This is a genomic window from Saccharopolyspora terrae (assembly GCF_004348435.1).
Classification (GTDB): domain Bacteria; phylum Actinomycetota; class Actinomycetes; order Mycobacteriales; family Pseudonocardiaceae; genus Saccharopolyspora; species Saccharopolyspora endophytica.
This window is the reverse complement of sequence record NZ_SMKS01000014.1, coordinates 1-17,180: the sequence shown is the minus strand read 5'-3', so window position 1 is coordinate 17,180 and position 17,180 is coordinate 1. Positions and strand designations below refer to the sequence as shown.

19 protein-coding genes and 4 tRNA genes are annotated in these 17,180 nt (G+C 67.5%); 4 read left to right on the top strand and 19 right to left on the bottom strand.

Features of this window, described 5'->3' with window-relative positions:
- Positions 1-10: 10 nt before the first annotated feature.
- From E1181_RS11155 to rplJ, 4 genes are all read right to left on the bottom strand, one after another.
- Positions 11-799, bottom strand: coding sequence for an MlaE family ABC transporter permease (locus E1181_RS11155; protein WP_132673916.1), 789 nt, complete (start codon positions 797-799; stop codon positions 11-13).
- Positions 796-2,037, bottom strand: coding sequence for an ABC transporter ATP-binding protein (locus E1181_RS11150; protein ID WP_132673915.1), 1,242 nt, complete (start codon positions 2,035-2,037; stop codon positions 796-798). The genes E1181_RS11155 and E1181_RS11150 overlap by 4 nt, the downstream gene beginning before the upstream one ends.
- A 359-nt stretch (positions 2,038-2,396) precedes the next feature.
- Positions 2,397-2,783, bottom strand: a complete 387-nt coding sequence (gene rplL, locus E1181_RS11145) for a 50S ribosomal protein L7/L12 (RefSeq protein WP_132673914.1) — start codon at positions 2,781-2,783, stop codon at positions 2,397-2,399.
- Positions 2,784-2,916: 133 nt separating this feature from the next.
- Complete coding sequence (gene rplJ, locus E1181_RS11140) at positions 2,917-3,432, bottom strand: 50S ribosomal protein L10 (protein WP_132673913.1); 516 nt, start codon at positions 3,430-3,432, stop codon at positions 2,917-2,919.
- A gap of 294 nt (positions 3,433-3,726) precedes the next feature.
- Between rplJ and E1181_RS11135 the strand changes: the two genes are divergently transcribed.
- Positions 3,727-4,488 (top strand): hypothetical protein, encoded by a 762-nt coding sequence (locus tag E1181_RS11135; RefSeq protein WP_132673912.1) that lies wholly within the window; start codon positions 3,727-3,729, stop codon positions 4,486-4,488.
- Between the two features lie 210 nt (positions 4,489-4,698).
- On the opposite strand, the gene rplA is transcribed toward E1181_RS11135, so the two are convergent.
- From rplA to E1181_RS11070, 13 genes are all read right to left on the bottom strand, one after another.
- Positions 4,699-5,406, bottom strand: a complete 708-nt coding sequence (gene rplA, locus E1181_RS11130) for a 50S ribosomal protein L1 (protein ID WP_132673911.1) — start codon at positions 5,404-5,406, stop codon at positions 4,699-4,701.
- A 95-nt stretch (positions 5,407-5,501) separates the two neighbouring features.
- On the bottom strand, positions 5,502-5,936 hold the full coding sequence (gene rplK / locus E1181_RS11125) for a 50S ribosomal protein L11 (protein WP_132621571.1): 435 nt from the start codon (positions 5,934-5,936) through the stop codon (positions 5,502-5,504).
- 154 nt (positions 5,937-6,090) lie between these two features.
- Positions 6,091-6,978: a transcription termination/antitermination protein NusG gene (gene nusG, locus E1181_RS11120; RefSeq protein ID WP_132673910.1), complete on the bottom strand. Its 888-nt coding sequence runs from the start codon at positions 6,976-6,978 to the stop codon at positions 6,091-6,093.
- Between the two features lie 79 nt (positions 6,979-7,057).
- Positions 7,058-7,432, bottom strand: a complete 375-nt coding sequence (secE, locus tag E1181_RS11115; RefSeq protein ID WP_132673909.1) for a preprotein translocase subunit SecE — start codon at positions 7,430-7,432, stop codon at positions 7,058-7,060.
- Positions 7,433-7,462: 30 nt separating this feature from the next.
- Positions 7,463-7,535: transfer RNA gene (locus tag E1181_RS11110), tRNA-Trp, on the bottom strand.
- Positions 7,536-7,712: 177 nt separating this feature from the next.
- Positions 7,713-8,132 (bottom strand): MaoC family dehydratase, encoded by a 420-nt coding sequence (locus E1181_RS11105; RefSeq protein ID WP_132673908.1) that lies wholly within the window; start codon positions 8,130-8,132, stop codon positions 7,713-7,715.
- Positions 8,129-8,578 carry a MaoC family dehydratase N-terminal domain-containing protein gene (locus E1181_RS11100; protein ID WP_132673907.1) on the bottom strand — a complete coding sequence of 150 codons (450 nt, stop codon included), beginning with the start codon at positions 8,576-8,578 and terminating at the stop codon, positions 8,129-8,131. The genes E1181_RS11105 and E1181_RS11100 overlap by 4 nt, the downstream gene beginning before the upstream one ends.
- A 135-nt stretch (positions 8,579-8,713) precedes the next feature.
- Complete coding sequence (gene rpmG, locus E1181_RS11095; RefSeq protein WP_132621563.1) at positions 8,714-8,878, bottom strand: 50S ribosomal protein L33; 165 nt, start codon at positions 8,876-8,878, stop codon at positions 8,714-8,716.
- 64 nt (positions 8,879-8,942) lie between these two features.
- Positions 8,943-9,018: transfer RNA gene (locus E1181_RS11090), tRNA-Met, on the bottom strand.
- Positions 9,019-9,120: 102 nt separating this feature from the next.
- A tRNA-Thr gene (locus tag E1181_RS11085) sits at positions 9,121-9,193 on the bottom strand.
- Between the two features lie 132 nt (positions 9,194-9,325).
- Positions 9,326-11,953: a putative bifunctional diguanylate cyclase/phosphodiesterase gene (locus E1181_RS11080; RefSeq protein WP_132673906.1), complete on the bottom strand. Its 2,628-nt coding sequence runs from the start codon at positions 11,951-11,953 to the stop codon at positions 9,326-9,328.
- A gap of 312 nt (positions 11,954-12,265) precedes the next feature.
- Complete coding sequence (locus tag E1181_RS11075; protein WP_235876681.1) at positions 12,266-13,243, bottom strand: alpha/beta fold hydrolase; 978 nt, start codon at positions 13,241-13,243, stop codon at positions 12,266-12,268.
- 51 nt (positions 13,244-13,294) lie between these two features.
- Positions 13,295-13,549, bottom strand: a complete 255-nt coding sequence (locus tag E1181_RS11070; protein WP_132673904.1) for a hypothetical protein — start codon at positions 13,547-13,549, stop codon at positions 13,295-13,297.
- A gap of 73 nt (positions 13,550-13,622) precedes the next feature.
- Here E1181_RS11070 and E1181_RS11065 point away from each other — a divergent pair, with 73 nt between their 5' ends.
- Together E1181_RS11065 and E1181_RS11060 are read left to right on the top strand one after the other, a co-directional pair.
- A complete protein-coding gene (locus E1181_RS11065; RefSeq protein WP_235876680.1) occupies positions 13,623-13,931 on the top strand; it encodes a hypothetical protein in 309 nt (102 codons plus the stop codon).
- A gap of 73 nt (positions 13,932-14,004) precedes the next feature.
- Positions 14,005-14,086, top strand: a tRNA-Tyr gene (locus E1181_RS11060).
- Between the two features lie 450 nt (positions 14,087-14,536).
- Here E1181_RS11060 and E1181_RS32075 read toward each other — a convergent pair.
- A complete protein-coding gene (locus tag E1181_RS32075; protein WP_235876679.1) occupies positions 14,537-14,923 on the bottom strand; it encodes a hypothetical protein in 387 nt (128 codons plus the stop codon).
- 437 nt (positions 14,924-15,360) lie between these two features.
- Positions 15,361-15,987 carry a maleylpyruvate isomerase family mycothiol-dependent enzyme gene (locus E1181_RS11050; RefSeq protein ID WP_132673902.1) on the bottom strand — a complete coding sequence of 209 codons (627 nt, stop codon included), beginning with the start codon at positions 15,985-15,987 and terminating at the stop codon, positions 15,361-15,363.
- A gap of 595 nt (positions 15,988-16,582) precedes the next feature.
- On the opposite strand from E1181_RS11050, the gene E1181_RS11045 reads away from it, so the two are divergent.
- Entirely contained in the window at positions 16,583-16,942 is a 360-nt protein-coding gene (locus E1181_RS11045; RefSeq protein WP_132673901.1) for a hypothetical protein, read from the top strand.
- Positions 16,943-17,180 lie beyond the last annotated feature (238 nt).

Here is a 17,180-nt window from a genome sequence, read left to right as displayed (position 1 = left end):
CTGGCGGCCATCACATTCCCTTCGGCGGGACCAGCTGCATGTACAGCGTCGTGAGGATGAAGTTCACCGCGAACAGCAGCAGGAAGGTGATCACCACCGACTGGTTCACGGCGTCCCCGACGCCCTTCGGGCCTGGTGGCGGGTTCAAACCCCGGAAGGCGGCCACCACGCCTGCCAAGAAGCCGAAGATCAGGGCCTTGAGCTCGCTGATCCACAGGTCCGGCAGCTGCGCCAGCGCGTTGAAGCTGGCCATGTACGCGCCCGGCGTACCGTCCTGCATGATCACGTTGAAGGTGTAACCGCCGACCACGCCGACGACGCTGACCATGCCGTTGAGCAGCACGGCGACCAGCATCGCGGCCAGCACCCGGGGCACCACGAGGCGCTGGATCGGCGAGACGCCCAGCACCTCCATCGCGTCGATCTCGTCGCGGATCTTGCGCGATCCCAGGTCGGCGCAGATCGCCGAACCACCGGCACCGGCGATCAGCAGCGCCGTCACGATCGGGCTGGCCTGCTGGATGATCGCCAGCACGCTGGCGGCACCGGTGAACGACTGCGCACCGATCTGCCTGGTCAGCGACCCCAGCTGAAGCGCGATGACCGCGCCGAAGGGAATCGAGACCAGCGCCGTCGGCAGGATCGTGACGCTGGCGATGAACCAGCACTGCTGGATGAACTCGCGGATCTGGAACGGTCGCGAGGGCATGGCCCGCACGATGTCCATCCCCAACGCGAACAGGCGACCCGTCTGGCGCAGCCCACCGGCACCGGGGAACTGCGCCCGGGACGCGCTCACTGCTCACCCCGCTTGCGGCCGAACCAACGACGACGAGAACCCGCCGTCTCCTCCTCGGCCTGCAGCCCACCGGGCCAGGCCGGCTCCTCCTCCGGCTGGCGCGGGTGCGGCGAGGGCCGCATCTGCTGCTGGGGCTGGGAAGGAGCGGGCTGCTGCGCCGGCGCCGGCTGCGGCGGCGGGAACTGCTGCGGCGGCGCCTGCGGAGCGGGAGCCTGCGGGGCGGCCTGCTGCTGCGGCCAGGAACCGGTCGCAGGGGAAGCGAACCCGTACAGGGCGAGCTCGTCCGGCGTCAGGCTCTTGAGGATCTCCTCCTGCGCGGAGGGGTTCAGCGAGCGCAGCTGGCGCAGCACGCGGTCCTTGCGGCGGTGCACCGCGGTGCGGTCCGGCAGTCCGGGGCTGACCTCCAGCTGCGGCATCATCGGCGGCACCTGGGGCCGGCCGTGCTTGGCCAGCTCCGCCTCCACCAGCGCGGTGTCCTTCTCCTCGCTCATGCCGATCGGGCCGTCGGGGCGGCCGTTGAGGAACTGCACCACCACGGGCTCGTCGGAGGTCAGCAGCACCTCGCGCGGGCCGAACATCACCAGGTTGCGGCGGTAGAGCATGCCGATGTTGTCCGGCACGGTACGCGCGGTGTTGATGTCGTGGGTGACGATCAGGAACGTCGCGTCGATCTGCGCGTTGAGATCGACGATCAGCTGGTTCTGCACCGCGGTCCGGACGGGGTCCAGACCGGAGTCGGGCTCGTCGAACAGGAGGATCTCCGGGTCGAGCACGAGGGCGCGGGCCAGACCGGCTCGCTTCTTCATGCCGCCCGAGATCTCACCGGGGAGCTTGTCCTCCGCACCGATGAGACCGACCATCTCCATCTTCTCGAGCACGACGTTGCGGATCTCGGACTCGCTCTTGCGCGTGTGCTCGCGGAGCGGGAACGCGATGTTGTCGTAGAGGTTCATCGAACCGAACAGCGCGCCGTCCTGGAACAGCACGCCGAAAAGCTTCCGGACCTCGTAGAGATCCTTTTCCGAGCAAGTGCAGATGTCCGTCCCGTTGATGACGACCTTGCCCTCATCCGGCTTGAGCAGACCCACCAGCGACTTCAGGAACACCGACTTACCGGTGCCGGAAGGCCCGAGCAGCACGCTGATCTCGCCCTGGGGCAGATTCAGCGAGACGTCCCGCCAGATGGTCTGCGGGCCGAAGGACTTCGAGAGCCCGTCGACAACCACCTCGACGCCCATCGGAACCTCCGCGTCCTCGATTACACCGATTTCGGGGAGGCAATCCATCCCCGAAGGAGCACCCTTGCACACGTGACGCGCCTAACGAAGGTAGTTGGCGTCACACCTATGCAACGAGCTCGACGCAGCAGGGTTACTCATCAGTTCACTACAAATCAAGGAGCCATCTCGGATTCGTCCGAAAAAAGGCCCTTGTTTCCGCGCAAAGGAAAAGAGAACGGGCACCCGCAACAGCGAGTGCCCGTTCTCTTACCGTGAGTCAGAGACCCAGAACCGGTTTCAATCCCAGTGCGAGCGCGGGGACCGCCTGAGCAGTCCGCGCCGCCGCGCAGCGGGAGCGCCGGATCAGGAAAGCAGGGTCACTTGACGGAGACGGAGGCGCCGGCTTCTTCCAGCTTGCCCTTGGCCTCTTCGGCCTTCTCCTTGTCGACCTTCTCCAGGATGGCCTTCGGGGTGCCCTCGACGAGCTCCTTGGCCTCCTTCAGGCCCAGGCCGGAGACGATCTCGCGGACCACCTTGATGACCTGGATCTTCTTGTCGCCGGCGCCCTCGAGGACGACGTCGAACTCGTCCTGCTCCTCAGCGGCGGCGGCCTCGCCACCGGCGGCCGGGGCAACGGCGACCGCGGCCGGGGCGGCGGCGGTGACGTCGAAGGTCTCCTCGAACTGCTTCACGAACTCCGACAGCTCCAGGAGGGTCATCTCCTTGAAGACGTCCAGCAGCTCGTCGTTGCTCAGCTTCGCCATGTCGGCGTTCCTTTCTGCTCAAAGCCCGGATGCCGTCGGCATCCCGGTGGGGGGTTGTCGCGCGAAAGACGGTCCGCGGACCCGCATCGGCGGCGCGCTCTCACGCACCGTCCACTGCGGACTGCGGAGAGTCTTACTCGCCCTTCTTCTCCTGAAGGGCGGCGGCCATGCGAGCGACCTGCGAAGCAGGTGCGACGAACAGCGCTGCGGTCTGGTTCATCTTGGCCTTCATGGCACCGGCCAGCTTGCCCAGCGTGACTTCGCGCGAGTCGAGGTCGGCGATGCTGTCGACCTCGGACACGGACAGCGCGCGGCCGTCCATGTACCCGCCCTTGACCACCAGGTTCTGGTTGCCCTTGGCGAATTCCTTGATCGCCTTGGCTGCGTCGACCGGCTCGCCCTCGACGAAGGCGATCGCGGTCGGGCCGACGAACAGGTCGTCGAGACCCTCGACGCCCGACTGCTCGGCGGCACGCTTGACCAGCGTGTTCTTCGCGACACGGTAGCTCACGTTCGAACCGAGCGCGCGGCGCAGCTCAGACAGCTGAGCCATCGAGAGCCCGCGGTACTCGGTCACAACGGCAGCGGTGGAGTTGTTGAACTTCTCCGAGATCTCGCTGACCGCATCGACCTTGTCGGACTTCGCCATGTCGCCTCCTCTCTGTTTCCGACTGTGGCTGACCCATCCAGTCGGTCCTGAGACGACAAAACGCCCCGGCGCAGGGCAGCACGGGGCGTGAAAATCGGTGCGCGCGCGACAAGACACGCGTGACCAGCCTCGTCCCTCCTGCGCGGGCCGCCCGCATCTCACGGGACCTTCGTTCCGTCCCGCTCGTTGCCGAGCCGGGAGGAAGACCAGCGGTCTTGGGTGGAACCTCAACAAGAGTACTCGACTCGGGACGGGCGCTTCCACCGGCCCCCCGTCGCCCGGCATCATGTGTGCGTGGCTGATCAGCGGGAACCGCGCTCCGACAACCTGCCCGAGATCGTCGACGCCGAGGTCGTCGACGTCGCCGAGCACGACCGGCCCCCGGAACCGGCTCCGCGCGGCGACGCCGTGAAGGCGGCCGACGACCCGGAGTACCAGGAGTTCCTGGAGTTCAAGCGGTTCAAGGAGTGGCAGGCTTCCCAGGGCGACGGCACGGCCACCCCGGCGCCCGAGAAGCCGTGGTGGAAGAAGGCTCTCGGCCTGCTCCGCCGCAAGTGGGTGCGGCGGATCCTCTACGTCCTCGTCGCGCTGCTCCTGCTGAACCTCGCCTACGACCACTACTTCGGCGGCAGCGACGGCTCGTCGAGCGGCAACGGCTCAGGCGGGAGCGCACCGGTCGACTCGGTGCCGATGACCGCGCAGAACCCGCAGCAGGCCATTCGCAGCGTCTTCAACTACCTGCGGGCCGAACCGCCGGAGCAGGCGTGCGCGCTGTTCGACGACCAGGGCAAGGCCGACTTCGCCGCCGCCCACGGCGCCCCCGACTGCGCGGGCGCGGCGCGAGCGGTGCACGGCCAGATCACCGACCTCAACGCCTACGCGAATCCGAAATTCGCCCACGACGCCATCGTGGAAGCGGGACCGGAAGCCCAAGTGCCGGGTTGCCGGATCCGAGTCAGCGGCGGTCCGGGCCTCGGGACTTTCAAACTCACCCGCACACCACAAGGCGGTTGGACCATCTCCGCTTACGCCCTGACCAGTTCCGCCTGCCCCTGACCGCGCAATTGTCGGAACGGCCCCCATCGTCGTTCCGGAGTGATGGCCTCGGCACTCCCCGTCACCATTTCGCCGAAGCGGGTCTGTTTTGTTCAAAACCGTCCGGAGCAAATGGGATATCGATCATGCTGGTTTGACAAGAATCGTCGTGGAATGCGAAAGAGGGCGAGCGCTCGTGGAGCGCTCGCCCTCTTTCGAAGGGATATCGGGTCAGGCGGAAGCCGACACGCGCGTGGCGGCCGGGTCCACCGGGATGCCCGGGCCCATCGTGGTCGTGAAGGTGACCTTCTTCAGGTACCGGCCCTTCGACGCCGACGGCTTGGCGCGCAGGATCTCGTCCAGCGCCGCCGCGTAGTTCTCCACCAGCTTCTCGGTGTCGAACGACGCCTTGCCGATGATGAAGTGCAGGTTGGCCTGCTTGTCGACGCGGAAGTTGATCTTACCGCCCTTGATGTCCGCGACCGCCTTGGTGACGTTCGGGGTGACGGTGCCGGTCTTCGGGTTCGGCATCAGGCCGCGCGGGCCGAGAACCCGAGCGATCTTGCCGACCTTGGCCATCTGGTCCGGGGTGGCGATCGCCGCGTCGAAATCGAGCCAGCCGCCCTGAATGCGCTCGATCAGGTCCTCGGAACCAACCGCGTCCGCGCCGGCGGCCTCGGCCTCAGCGGCCTTGTCGCCGGTGGCGAACACGATGACGCGGGCAGTCTTACCAGTGCCGTGCGGCAGGTTCACGGTGCCGCGGACCATCTGGTCTGCCTTGCGGGGGTCGACGCCCAGCCGCAGAGCGACCTCGACGGTGGCGTCGTACTTGACCTTGGTGGTCTTCTTCGCCAGCTCGGCGGCTTCCGACGGGGTGTAGAGACGCTCCCGGTCGACGAGCTCGGCCGCCTGCTGGTATGCCTTGCTGCGCTGTGCCATTTCTGTCCTAAGAGTCAGGTTGGATCAGTTGTGGTTGGTCGGGCTGCGCATGAGCCCTCCCACTACCCGTGCGCGCCGGTGGAACCGGCAGCGGCTCAGGCTTCGACCGTCAGGCCCATCGAACGAGCAGTACCGGCGATGATCTTCGCGGCCTGGTCGATGTCGTTGGCGTTGAGGTCTTCCATCTTGGTCTGCGCGATCTCCTTGACCTGCTCCATGGAGACCTTGCCGACCTTGGACTTGTGCGGCTCGCCGGAGCCCTTCTGCACACCAGCGGCCTTGAGCAGCAGCTTCGCGGCCGGCGGGGTCTTCAGCTTGAAGTCGAAGGACCGGTCCTCGTACACGGAGATCTCAACCGGCACGACGTTGCCACGCTGAGCCTCGGTGGCCGCGTTGTACGCCTTGCAGAACTCCATGATGTTGACGCCGTGCTGACCCAGCGCCGGACCGACCGGCGGAGCCGGGTTGGCTTGGCCGGCCTGGATCTGCAGCTTGATGATCCCTGCCAGCTTCTTCTTCTTGGGCGGCATGTTTGCTTCCTGTGTCTTCGCTATCCGGTTGCTCGATCCCGCCGGAAGGCGGCACCGAATCTGGCGAGACCACGAGACGGTGGAATCGCCCCTGCTGCGCGGGTCCTGCCAGATCCACGCGCAGCCCGCCGCGCTCCCGCAGACGGGAGAGCGGTCAGAGCTTGGAGACCTGGTCGAACGAAAGCTCGACCGGGGTCTCGCGGCCGAAGATCGACACCAGCACCTTGAGCTTCTGGGCGTCGGCGTTGACCTCGTTGATGGTGGCCGGCAGCGTCGCGAACGGGCCATCCATCACGGTGACGGACTCGCCGACCTCGAAGTCGACCTCGACCGCGGTCTTGGTCGCGGCGGCGGTCTGACCCGCGCCGGCCTTCTTGCCCGCTTCCGGCTTCTTCTCCTCGACCTGCGGCGCGAGGAACTTCAGCACGTCGTCAATGGTCAGCGGCGAAGGCTTGGAGGTCGCACCGACGAATCCGGTCACACCCGGCGTGTTGCGCACGGCGCTCCACGACTGGTCGTTGAGATCCATCCGAACCAGGATGTAGCCGGGCAGCACCTTGCGCTGCACCATCTTACGCTGGCCGTTCTTGATCTCGGTGACCTCTTCGGTCGGCACCTCGACCTGGAAGATGTAGTCCTCGACGTCGAGCGTCTGAGCACGGGTCTCGAGGTTGGTCTTGACCTTGTTCTCGTAACCCGCGTAGGAGTGGATCACGTACCAGTCGCCGGGCGCGCGGCGCAGCGCGGCGCGCAGCTCCTCGACCGGGTCCACCTCTTCGGCTTCCGCCTCGTCAGCGTCGGCTTCTTCGGCGTCGGTCTCGTCGGCTTCCGCGTCCTCGGACGCGGTCTCTTCACCGTCAGCGGCCTCGGTGTCGTCGGCCGCGGTGTCGTCGGCCTCTTCGGCGGAGTCGGTTTCCGAGGAATCGACTGCGCCGGCCGCTTCAGCCTCGACGGACACGGCCCCGGCTTCGGCAGCCTCGGGCTGCACCTGCTCGTCGGTGAGGCCGGTGGCTTCCTTGGAGGTCTCCTCGTGCGAGGTCACAGTCGGTCTCGCTTCCTCTCGTGCGTTGCGTGCCGGGTCGTTGTTTCGCCGCCGGCACCACTTAGGCGGGCCCGGAGGTTCAGCCAGTGCCGAACAGCCAGCCCACGCCCTTCGCGAAGAGCACGTCCACGCCCGCGACGAACGCCACCATGATGCTGACGAACACCAGCACCACAAGCGTGTAGGTCATCAGCGCCTTGCGTGTCGGCCAGATGACCTTGCGCAGCTCGGCGACGACCTCGCGCAGGAAGCGTCCGATCTTCCGGAACAGCGAAACCCGACCCTGCCGGCCATCCCGCGAGGGAGTGGGCCGACCCTTCGACTCAGTTGTGCGCGCCGGACCGGAGCCCGACTGGGAACGGGCGGAAGCACGACGCTCGCGCCGCGCCGCGGCGCTGGACGGACGTGCGCCCTCGCGCGCTCCGTCCTGGCCCTGCTCGCGGTCCTCGCTCACGACCATCCTCCGCTCACCGTCGCATCGACGCAGGGGTGACAGGACTTGAACCTGCAACCTGCGGTTTTGGAGACCGCTGCTCTGCCAATTGAGCTACACCCCTCTGCGGCCTGTGAAGCCCGACCGCAAAGTCGGGACGCCCTTCACCAGCCCTGAAACTGTGGTTTCAAGGTGCTCAGGCATCCCAGGTTCGAAAGTGTACGGCACGTGGAGAACGCTTCTCCAACGGCACCCCCCGTGTTGGCGAGAAGACGACTTCGCCGCTGGTGAGCGCAGTGCGTCACGCGGGGATGCGGACCGTGGCCGAAGCGCCGCCCAGCACGCCCTGATCGGCGGACTTCGCGGTGATGTTGACCTTGATCGTGCCGTCGTCGTTGATCTTCGCGACCTTGCCGCCGAGCTCCACCACGGCGCCGCTGCCGTCGTCCGGGACGACCACCGGACGGGTGAAGCGCACGCCGTAGCGCACGATCGCGCCCGGGTCGCCCGTCCAGCTGCTCACCAGCCGTCCGGCCAGCGCCATGGTCAGCATCCCGTGGGCGATCACGTCCGGGAGGCCGACCTCCTTGGCGAACCGCTCGTTCCAGTGGATGGGGTTGAAGTCGCCCGAGGCGCCCGCGTAGCGGACCAGATCGGACCGCTCCAGCGGCACGCTCAGCGGCGGCAGCTCGTCCCCGACGTTGATCTCCGACAGCTTCACGCCTCAGGCCCCCTCACGACCAACATCGACGTGGCGGTGCAGACCTGCTCCCCGTCGGTGGTGGTGATCTCCACGCGGATGGTCAGGAAGTCGTTGCCCGCGCGGGTCTTGATGTCGTCGACGTGCGCGACCGTCAGCAGCCGGTCACCGGCGCGGATCGGCCGGTGGTGGACGAAGTCCTGCTGGCCGTGCACCAGCCGGCTGTAGTCCACACCGAGCTGGTCGTCCTCGACGATCTGGTCCTGCGCGGCCATCGAGAGGATCACCGCGAAGGTCGGTGGCGCGATCACGTCCGGGTAGCCGGCGGACTTGGCGGCCTCCACGTCGCGGTGCAGCGGGGAGTCGTCCTTGATCGCGCGGGCGAACTCGCGGATCTTCTCCCGGCCCACCTCGTAGGGCTCGGTGGGCGGGTATTCACGTCCGATGAATGACTGGTCGAGCGGCACGCGGGAAGGTTACTAGGTCCGACCCGGATCGGCGGACCCGCTTTGACCTTCCGAGCTGCCAGGGCAACGAGAAGAGCCCGCCCCCGGATCAACCGGGGACGGGCTCTCGAAGGCGTTCCGAAGGAACCGCTGGGGTCAGCGGGTCTCCTTGTGGAGCTTGTGCGTGCCGCAGTTCATGCAGAACTTCTTCATCTCCAAGCGGTCCGGGTTGTTGCGCCGGTTCTTGTTGGTGATGTAGTTGCGGTTCTTGCACTCCTCGCACGCCAGCGTGATCTTGGGTCGAACGTCGGTGGCGGCCACGGGGGTGCCTTTCTCTCGGTCGTAACGGGTCGGTTCGCTGGAGAGATCCTTGCGAACCCGTGACTGGTAGCGGTGGCCGGACTTGAACCGGCGACACAGCGATTATGAGCCGCTTGCTCTACCGACTGAGCTACACCGCCATGCCGAGGCCGCGGTGTGCACCGGTTGCCTCAAGCGACGCAGGATATCCCACGCAAAACAGCCACAGCACCCAGTTTACCGAGCACCGCGGCTGCCTTTCGAGCCCCAATACGGAATCGAACCGTAGACCTTCTCCTTACCATGGAGACGCTCTGCCGACTGAGCTATTGGGGCGTGCCCTTGCGGAGCGATTAGAACTTTACACACCTGCCGAACCCCCCGAAACAGGGGGGTGCCTTTTTGCGAAAACGCAGGTCACGGCCGTCTTTTCGCAGGGCACCCCACCGGAACGGGCGAATTCGGACATCAGTGCAGGAGTGTGAGCACGGTCTCCTCGCGGCTGCCCCGGTCGCGCTTGGTGCGGGCCTGCAGCCACGCCTCGAAGCGCTCCTCGGACAGCGGGCGGGAGATCAGGTAGCCCTGGGCCACGTCGCAGCCCATGCCCACCAGCTGATCGCGCGCGGCGTCGTCCTCGACGCCCTCGGCGACCACGGCGAGGTCCAGGGAGTGGCCGAGCTCGACGATCGTGCGGACCACCGCCAGATCGCTGAGATCGGTTCCCATGCCCAGCACGAAGCTCTTGTCGATCTTGACCTCGTCCACCGGCAGCTGCCGCAGGTAGGCCAGCGACGAGTAGCCGGTTCCGAAGTCGTCCACCGCGAGCACCACGCCCATCGCGTGCAGCCTCCGCAGGACCGGCAACGACCGCTCCTTGTCGGCCATAACGCTGGACTCGGTCAGCTCCAGGGTGAGCAGCTCGGGCGGGATGTCGTGGCGTTCGAGCGCCTCGGCGACCCGCTCGGGGAAAGTCTCGTCGGCGAGGTTGCGCACCGACAGGTTCACCGCCACCGACATCCGCAACCCGCGGTCCAGCCACTGCCGGATCTTGACCAGCGCGCACTCCAGGACGAACGCGGTGAGCGCGTCGACCAGCCCGGTGGCCTCCACCAGCGGCACGAACTCGTCCGGGTCCAGCCGCCCGTACTCGGGGTGCGACCAGCGCACCAGGGCCTCGGCGCCGACGACCTGACGTTCCGGCAGCGCCACCTTCGGCTGGTAGTGCACCTCGACCTGACCGGTGTCCAGCGCCTGCCGGAACTGGGTGACCAGCTGGAAGCGGCGCAGGAACACCTGGCCCATGGCCGGGGCGTAGCAGCGCACGCCGTCCTCGCCGTTGCGCGCGGCCCGCACCGCCACATCGGCGTGCTGGAGCAGCGTGTCGACGTCGGTCTCGGCCTCACCGTCGGCGGGTGCCGAGGAGGCGTAGCCGGCGACCCCGGCGGCCTCCACCACTATCCGGTCCAGCGGGTAGGACATGGCGATCACGTCGCACAGCTGCAGCGCCACCTGGTGCGCCTGCTCCTCGGTGTGGTCGAGCAGGAGCACGGCGAAGGAGTTGGCCTCCAGGCGCGCCAGCGGTGCGTCACCGAGGGCTTCGCGCATCCGCTGCCCCGCGGCGACCACCATCCGGTCACCCCAGGTGTAGCCGAGGGCTTCGCTGACCGTGGTGAGCAGGTCCAGGTCGACCCGCAGCACGACGGCGGCGCGGCCGGCGCGGAGCTCGTCTCCGGAGATCTCGCGGAAGCCGGTGCGGTTGAGCAGCCCGGTCAGCGGATCGTGGTAGGCGTCGTGCCGCAGCCTGGCCAGCAGCCTGCGGTTGTCCATCGCGGTGGCGAGGTGACTGGCCAGGGTGTGCAGGAGCCGCACGTCGGCGCGGCCGAACCCGCGCCAGCGGCTGACCCGGTCGTGGACCTCCACCGCGCCGAGCAGCTGGCTGGCGCCCCGGAGCGGGACCACGAGCGCCTCGTAGGCACCGCGCTGCCGCAGCGCGCGGCGGACCTCCTCCGGCGCTTCGAGGGTCCGGAAGGACCGCACGTGGCTGCCGGGGAGTTGCAGCAGCGGATCGTCGCGCAGCGCGTCCGGCGCTGCCTGGACCGCGGCGTCCGGCATGACCTCACCGGCGACCAGCGTGGTGACCTCGCCGCGCGGGTCCAGCCGCAGCCGCAGCACGACCCGGGTGGCGTTGAGCTGCTCGCGGATCCGCTCGGCGACGGGTTCCCACTCGCCGACCGGCACGGCCTGCTCGCCGACGGGGTCGGGCGAGGTCTGCGCGCCCTGCCCGGAGCGGGCCACGCTGAGGCTGACGTCGCTGAGCGCTTCCAGGTCGCGCTGCTCGCGCAGCAGGTCGGAGTAGGCGCGGTAGAGGCCGATCACGGCGACGGCGACGAGCCCGACCAGCAGCCATCCCCACGGCGTGCCGATGGCGACCTCGTACCCGATGAGGCCCACGGAGGTGTTGAGCAGGCCGACGGCCAGCGTGCGCGCGGCCAGTCGCGCGCCCGCGGCGACCTTCATCGCACCGCCCAGCACGGTCAGCGCGGCCAGCGCGAACCCGCAGCTGATCAGCGGCGAGGTCAGGGTGCCGACGACGGGACCGAACCAGTCGGGGGCGACGCCGATGAGGGCCTGGTTGACCAGGTTGGCGACCGCGAACGGCACCGCGATCTCCAGGCACAGCACACCGGCGTTGTAGACGACGTGGGTGGCGGCGCGCCTTCCCACCTGGGCGCCGAGCCCGGCCAGCAGGTTCGCCGCGAGCACCACTTCGAACGGCGCGGTGAGCAGGCCGAGCAGCAGCGGGATCTCGGTGAAGGAGATGGTCCAGCCGACGCGCTTGACGTCGACGTCGATGGTCAGCTGCTCGGCGAGCAGGAACCCGACGGCCAGCAGCGGACCGATGAACAGCAGTTCAGGGGTGTAGCGCGCTTCGAGACCGCCCGCGGTGAGCAGGGAGACCCCCACGCCCGCGGCGAGCACCACGAAGGAGAAGGTCGCGAACATCCGGCGGCGCACCGGATCGACTTCGGCTCTGACCGGTGGCCTGGATGGTTCCAGACCGGAATGCGGACCGAGGGAGCGGTGACGCTCGATCATCCACGCTCCTCCCGCTGGCGATACGGCCGTACCATATGTGTCCGTCCGCCGATCGTGACGCACGAGAGCACGGATGGCCAGGGTCGAATGGCCCTCCCGGCACACTCCGGATGCACGCATCAGATGAGTTCAACCGGCGGGTGGCGCGGCAGCGCTTTCCTTCAAGGCCACTCTGACCTGCGGGTATTTCGCCGAGCACGGTGGAGCGCAAGAAGCCCTTGGGCTTCTCGCGGCTCACCCACAACTTTGTGAGGATCACCGCAACAACATCAGATAGAGGTAACGGTACGTATTCGGTATGACCACAAGAAGTCATCCTTGTAGATCGAACTCGTCCAGGAAGTCACGCACAGCGCGGTCCAGGTCGGCCAGCCCGGACTCCTCGACGGGCAGGTGGCCGGACCCGCGCAGCGCGGTCGTGCGGGTCGGCCCGGCGATCCGGTCGAAGAACTCCTCCGACAGCAGCGGCGGCGTCCAGCGGTCCTCATCGGGGTGCGCGAGCAGCAGCGGAGTTCCGCTGAAGCGCTCGGGCGGCAGGGCCGGTGCGGTGGACAGGCAGCTGCGGGCGAAGCGCAGCGAGATCCAACCACCACCGGCGAGCTCGTCGGCCCAAGCGAGGTTGGCGTACTGGGTCTGGTTGGACACCGCAGCGATGTTGACCAGCCAGTGCACGGGCAGCCGCACCGCCGACAGCGGTTCGCGCACGAGCGAGAGCAGACCGGCCCAGCGCGCCATCTCGGGTCGCGCGGCCAGCACCCGCCGGACCTCGTCGCGGCACGGGTCGGCCAGGCAAGTGGCGATGACGCCGTCGACCTCGGTGCTCGCCGCGACGTCGTAGGCGAGCCGGCCCCCGGTGCTCACGCCCAGCAGCACGACGGGACGCGAATCGCGCGCCTTCTCGCGCTCCACCAGGTCGCGCGCGCAGTTCAGCCAGTCCGAGTAGGTCGCGCCGAGCAGCGGTGTCCCGGTCAGGCCGAATCCGGGCAGGTCGGGGGCGATGTAGTCGAGGTCGGCCAGCGCGGGCAGCCTGCCGTAGGGGGCGAGCATCCGCCCGTAGGTGCCGACGCCGTGCAGCGCGATGACCTTGGCGGGAGCGCCGGCGCGCTCGACGCGGTCCACGTGCACCTTCAGCCCGCGCCACTGCCACCACTGCTCGTCGGGTGCGTTGTCGGCGCTCAGGCGCAGCGCGCCGGGGAAGAACGCCTGGTAACGCTGCCAGTGCAGGTGGTCGCGGTAGCCGGGGCCGACGTCGGTGGCGGACCCTGGGGTGGATGGAGCGCTCGAGGGCACACTTCGAACATACGGAGTCGGGCCGACCGCGCGCATCAGCCGTGGGCTGGTCTAGGCCGAATCCGCGGGTTTGAGCCGCACCACGTTGGAGTCCAGGTCGAGCGGGCCGGCTCCGGACTCCCGTTCCTCCTCCTTCGCCACCTCGACCCAGGCGAGGTGGTCGAGCTGGTGCTTGACCCCCACGTTGAACAGCCCCTCGACCTCCATCGCCGCGCTCCCCGCGCTGGAGCGCTCCGGAACGGGTGCGGGCGCGGCGGCCCGCAACTCCTCGCGCCGCTTCGCGCGTGCCGCGCGGTCGATGGCCATGCCACCACGCTAACCCGGCGAAGCCGCTGAGCAGCACCGCCGACGTCGTTCCGCCACCAGTAGGGTCGTGCGCGTGCTCGATCCGTACTTCGTCCAGGTCGAAACGTCGGAACTCGCGGATCTCACGCGAGCCCTGGAACTCCTCGACTCCCGCGCGGAACTCAACCACCGCTACCGCAAGATGCTCGACGAGTCCCGCCAGCTGCTGACGGCCGACCAGATCCGCCTCACCCAAGCCCGCGGCCTGGCGAAACGCCTCATGGTCCTGATCAAGGCAGCGGGCCCGGACTTCCCCGCCACCCTCGACGACGAGGCCCGCGAAATCCTGCGCGCGGGCGAGGCCAAGGCCGACGACCTGGTCTTCCGCCCAGAAGAAGCCTGAGCCGCACCCCCGCTGAGGAACCGCGACGACTGGTCTGTATTCTTTTCTCGCAAGCCAGCACGCTGGCGAGCACGCCGGGTTGCCCGAGCGGCCAAAGGGAGCTGACTGTAAATCAGCCGGCATTGCCTTCGGAGGTTCGAATCCTCCACCCGGCACAAGCAGGAAAAAGACCCCGTGACCAGCACCAAAGCGGTCACGGGGTCTTTGCTTTGCAGTCCGGCTGTGTCCGGTGCTGTCCGACGGTCCACGGTAAATGCACGGACAAAAATCAGGCCCTGCTTAGCGCGTGTTCCACCCGCTGGCGGGCTGCCTGCTCGCCGCCGTCCAGACACTTCGCGTAGACGCGGAGCAGCACCCCCACGCTGTGGCCAGCCCACTCCGCGACGCGAGTCGCCTCGACCCCGCCGTTGAGCCACGTGGACACCGCAGCATGGCTAAGGTCATAAGGACGCTTCCCCAACGGCGACAGAACCTGCTCCGGACTGAACGCTGCTTCTCGGGCCTTCGCCCAGGCCCTGCCGTAGGCCGTGCTGGAGATCCGGCCGCCGTTGCGTCGTCCTCGGAAGAGACGACCGTCCGGTGATGTCCCGAACTTGGTGAGGTGGTCATGCAAGTACTGCGTCAGCTCTGCTGTCTTCTCGGTGCTTCAGAGAGCGCTGCTCGCTCCGGGTTCGAGAGTCGGTCCACTCGGCTCCGATCTCCGACCGCTGTCGAGCCTGCACCGGGTTGACGACGCTTCGACGGTCGACCTGATGCAGCTTCGCCCGGTGCTTCTTCACCCGCACCTCCGATAGCGGGTTCTCGCCCAAGGCTTTCGTCTCGACGGCGTACTCCAAGGCATTCCCCAACGTCGTCCGCCGCAGACGGATCGTGTCGGCCGCCGCTCGCGTGCCATCAAGCTTGAGCTCGAGCGCACCCAGGAGCCCCCGAAGCACATCTGGCTCAGCGAGCTCAGCCCACGCCGGCTGTTGTCCTGCACCCAACGAAGCCATCGCTCAACCTGGGCCGGATGCGCCTCATCTCGGCGACTGGGGTTCAAGCCGCGCCGCAAGGCCGCTCGTACCGCCTTCTGGTCGCTCGATCAGCGTCTAAAGACGCTCTCATCGCCGATTCAGCCCTGAATCATGCCCGCTCGCGAGCCTGTTCCTGCCGCTAAGTGGAGTAGCTCGATGTTGGGAGAACCCCGTGAAGCGAATGCCAGGCCGGACATTGACTCTAGCCCTGCTGTTGGCAGGGGCGAGCATGATCGTCGGTGATCTACTGTGCACCCCCGCAGTTGGTCGGGCTGGTACCAGCTTGGGATCGGACTGCTGTTCTGGAGCCTGATGTCTGTGAACCATCACCTCGGCCAGATGACGCTCGCTACCCCAACGGGACATGTCGTAGCGCGCACAGTCCCCGCTCCGGGCGGTGTGGCCGGCGCGGATAGTCACATCGCGGCGGCTAGCTCGTCGACTCCCGGTCCGTCGAGGTAGTCCAATGCCACCCGCCGCCCGGAAATGGCCAGGAGCAGTGGCAGCGTGGGGCCTCTCACCTCCGGACCATCGCCGCATGACACGTCGGCGTCCGTTGCTGTCAGCCGCGCGCGGGCCGCGAGTTCCTTGGCGCCGCCGAAGAAGGCTGGGGTGCGAGCCTGCAGGCGCAGCGATCTGACGACGGCCTCATTCGGGTAGGAGCGGGTGAGGCCCAGAGGTCGGCGAATGTCCTCGCCGTGGACGACCTGTTCGACAAGCCGGCTGTCGACGGGCCCGGGTGGGGTCGACCTCCGCGATGCCACCTGACGAAGCCGCTCCAGCGTCTCCTGCGGTGAGGCACCGCGCTCACGTTCGACTCCGCGGGCATTCTGGCGGTGAAAGTCGAATCGCGCCCGAGCGAGGTTAACCACGAAACCGAGCCGCGTCGTCCGGGCTGAGCTGACCAGATGGGCGGCCACGTCGTGCACGCTCCAGTCCTCGCACAGCGACGCCTCGTTCCACCGTTCGTCGTTGAGGTTCTCGAGGTCGTCGATCAGCGCCGCACGCTCCGCGTGCACGATCGACCAGACATCATCGCCCACGATCTCCTCCTTCGGTGGCAAGCGTCTCCGCCAGATGCAGACTCGCGGTAACGCGGGAACTCATCGCAAGAGCTTGCTTTCTCGGCTTCTGATACGTACCAGCCGCCAAGTTCGATCGGTGCAGTCCAGACCGCCATGGCCCCGGAAGCCGTGCGCCATCATCTCCTCATCTCTGCACCGACGGGATGTGGAGGTGAGCACCCCGTGACCAGCAGAGATGCGGTCACGGGGTCTTTGCTTTGCAGTCCGGCCGTGTCCGGTGCGGCCAGGGCGTGCACGACGATCCACGGCAAATGCGCGGCCAAGAGTCCAATGTCGACCGTTCGGTGCGGTCCCGAAGCGCCCCGCCCGGCTGGTTGGCCCTCCCAAGGCCCTTCGACTCTTCACACCCCGACGCCATCTGCCAAGAATTACCCCGAGGTGATTACCGATGCGTAATGCTCTCGTCGCTTTAGCCTTGGCGGGCTCATGCCTGTGCCTCGGGGCTACGGCCGCTGCTGCGGCCCCCTCGGTTCAACCTGCCCAGTCACATAGCTCGGCAGTTCAAGAGAAAAGGGACAACTGCTTCGCGACGTATCGGACCAAGCAGTCGCGCGTGAAGCTGTGCAAGGTCTCCGGGCAGGTCTACTACCGCGGCTCTAGCGCGGCCGGGTCGATCACCCTGCCCGCCCACCGCATCTCCGCCGGGACGTACGAGACCGAGGAGAACGATGGCCACGTCTACACCATCAACTCCAAGGAGTTGGTGATCACCCGCGACGGCGAGGTGATCTCCGAGCAGCCCGTGATCTCCAAGAAGAAGAACAAGTCCACGACGCAGAAGCCCAGTTCGAAGACCCCGCGTGACGAGGGATCCTTCAGCTACCGGGCTCCGGGCACCAGCTGTGTGCAGAAGGGCAACACCACCACCTGCACCACGCCGTATGGCAACTACAGCTACAGCTACCAACGCTGATCTTTCATCCGAAAGGTGAGCCGGGCTCTGCTCGTCAAGCCGAGCGGCCATGTGGAGTCCCTGATCACTCGGATCACAGGGAACCCCAGGCTCGCTACGAGAGCTTCTGGACAATGTCTGGACGCGCACATTGTCGCCCATGCGCCGTGTGCCTCGACGCGATTCAACCGGAGGAAATTCCACCGAGGATTCAACGTGGCGCCGAACGCGGGGGTTTCAGTCCGGGTGGGGGATGTCG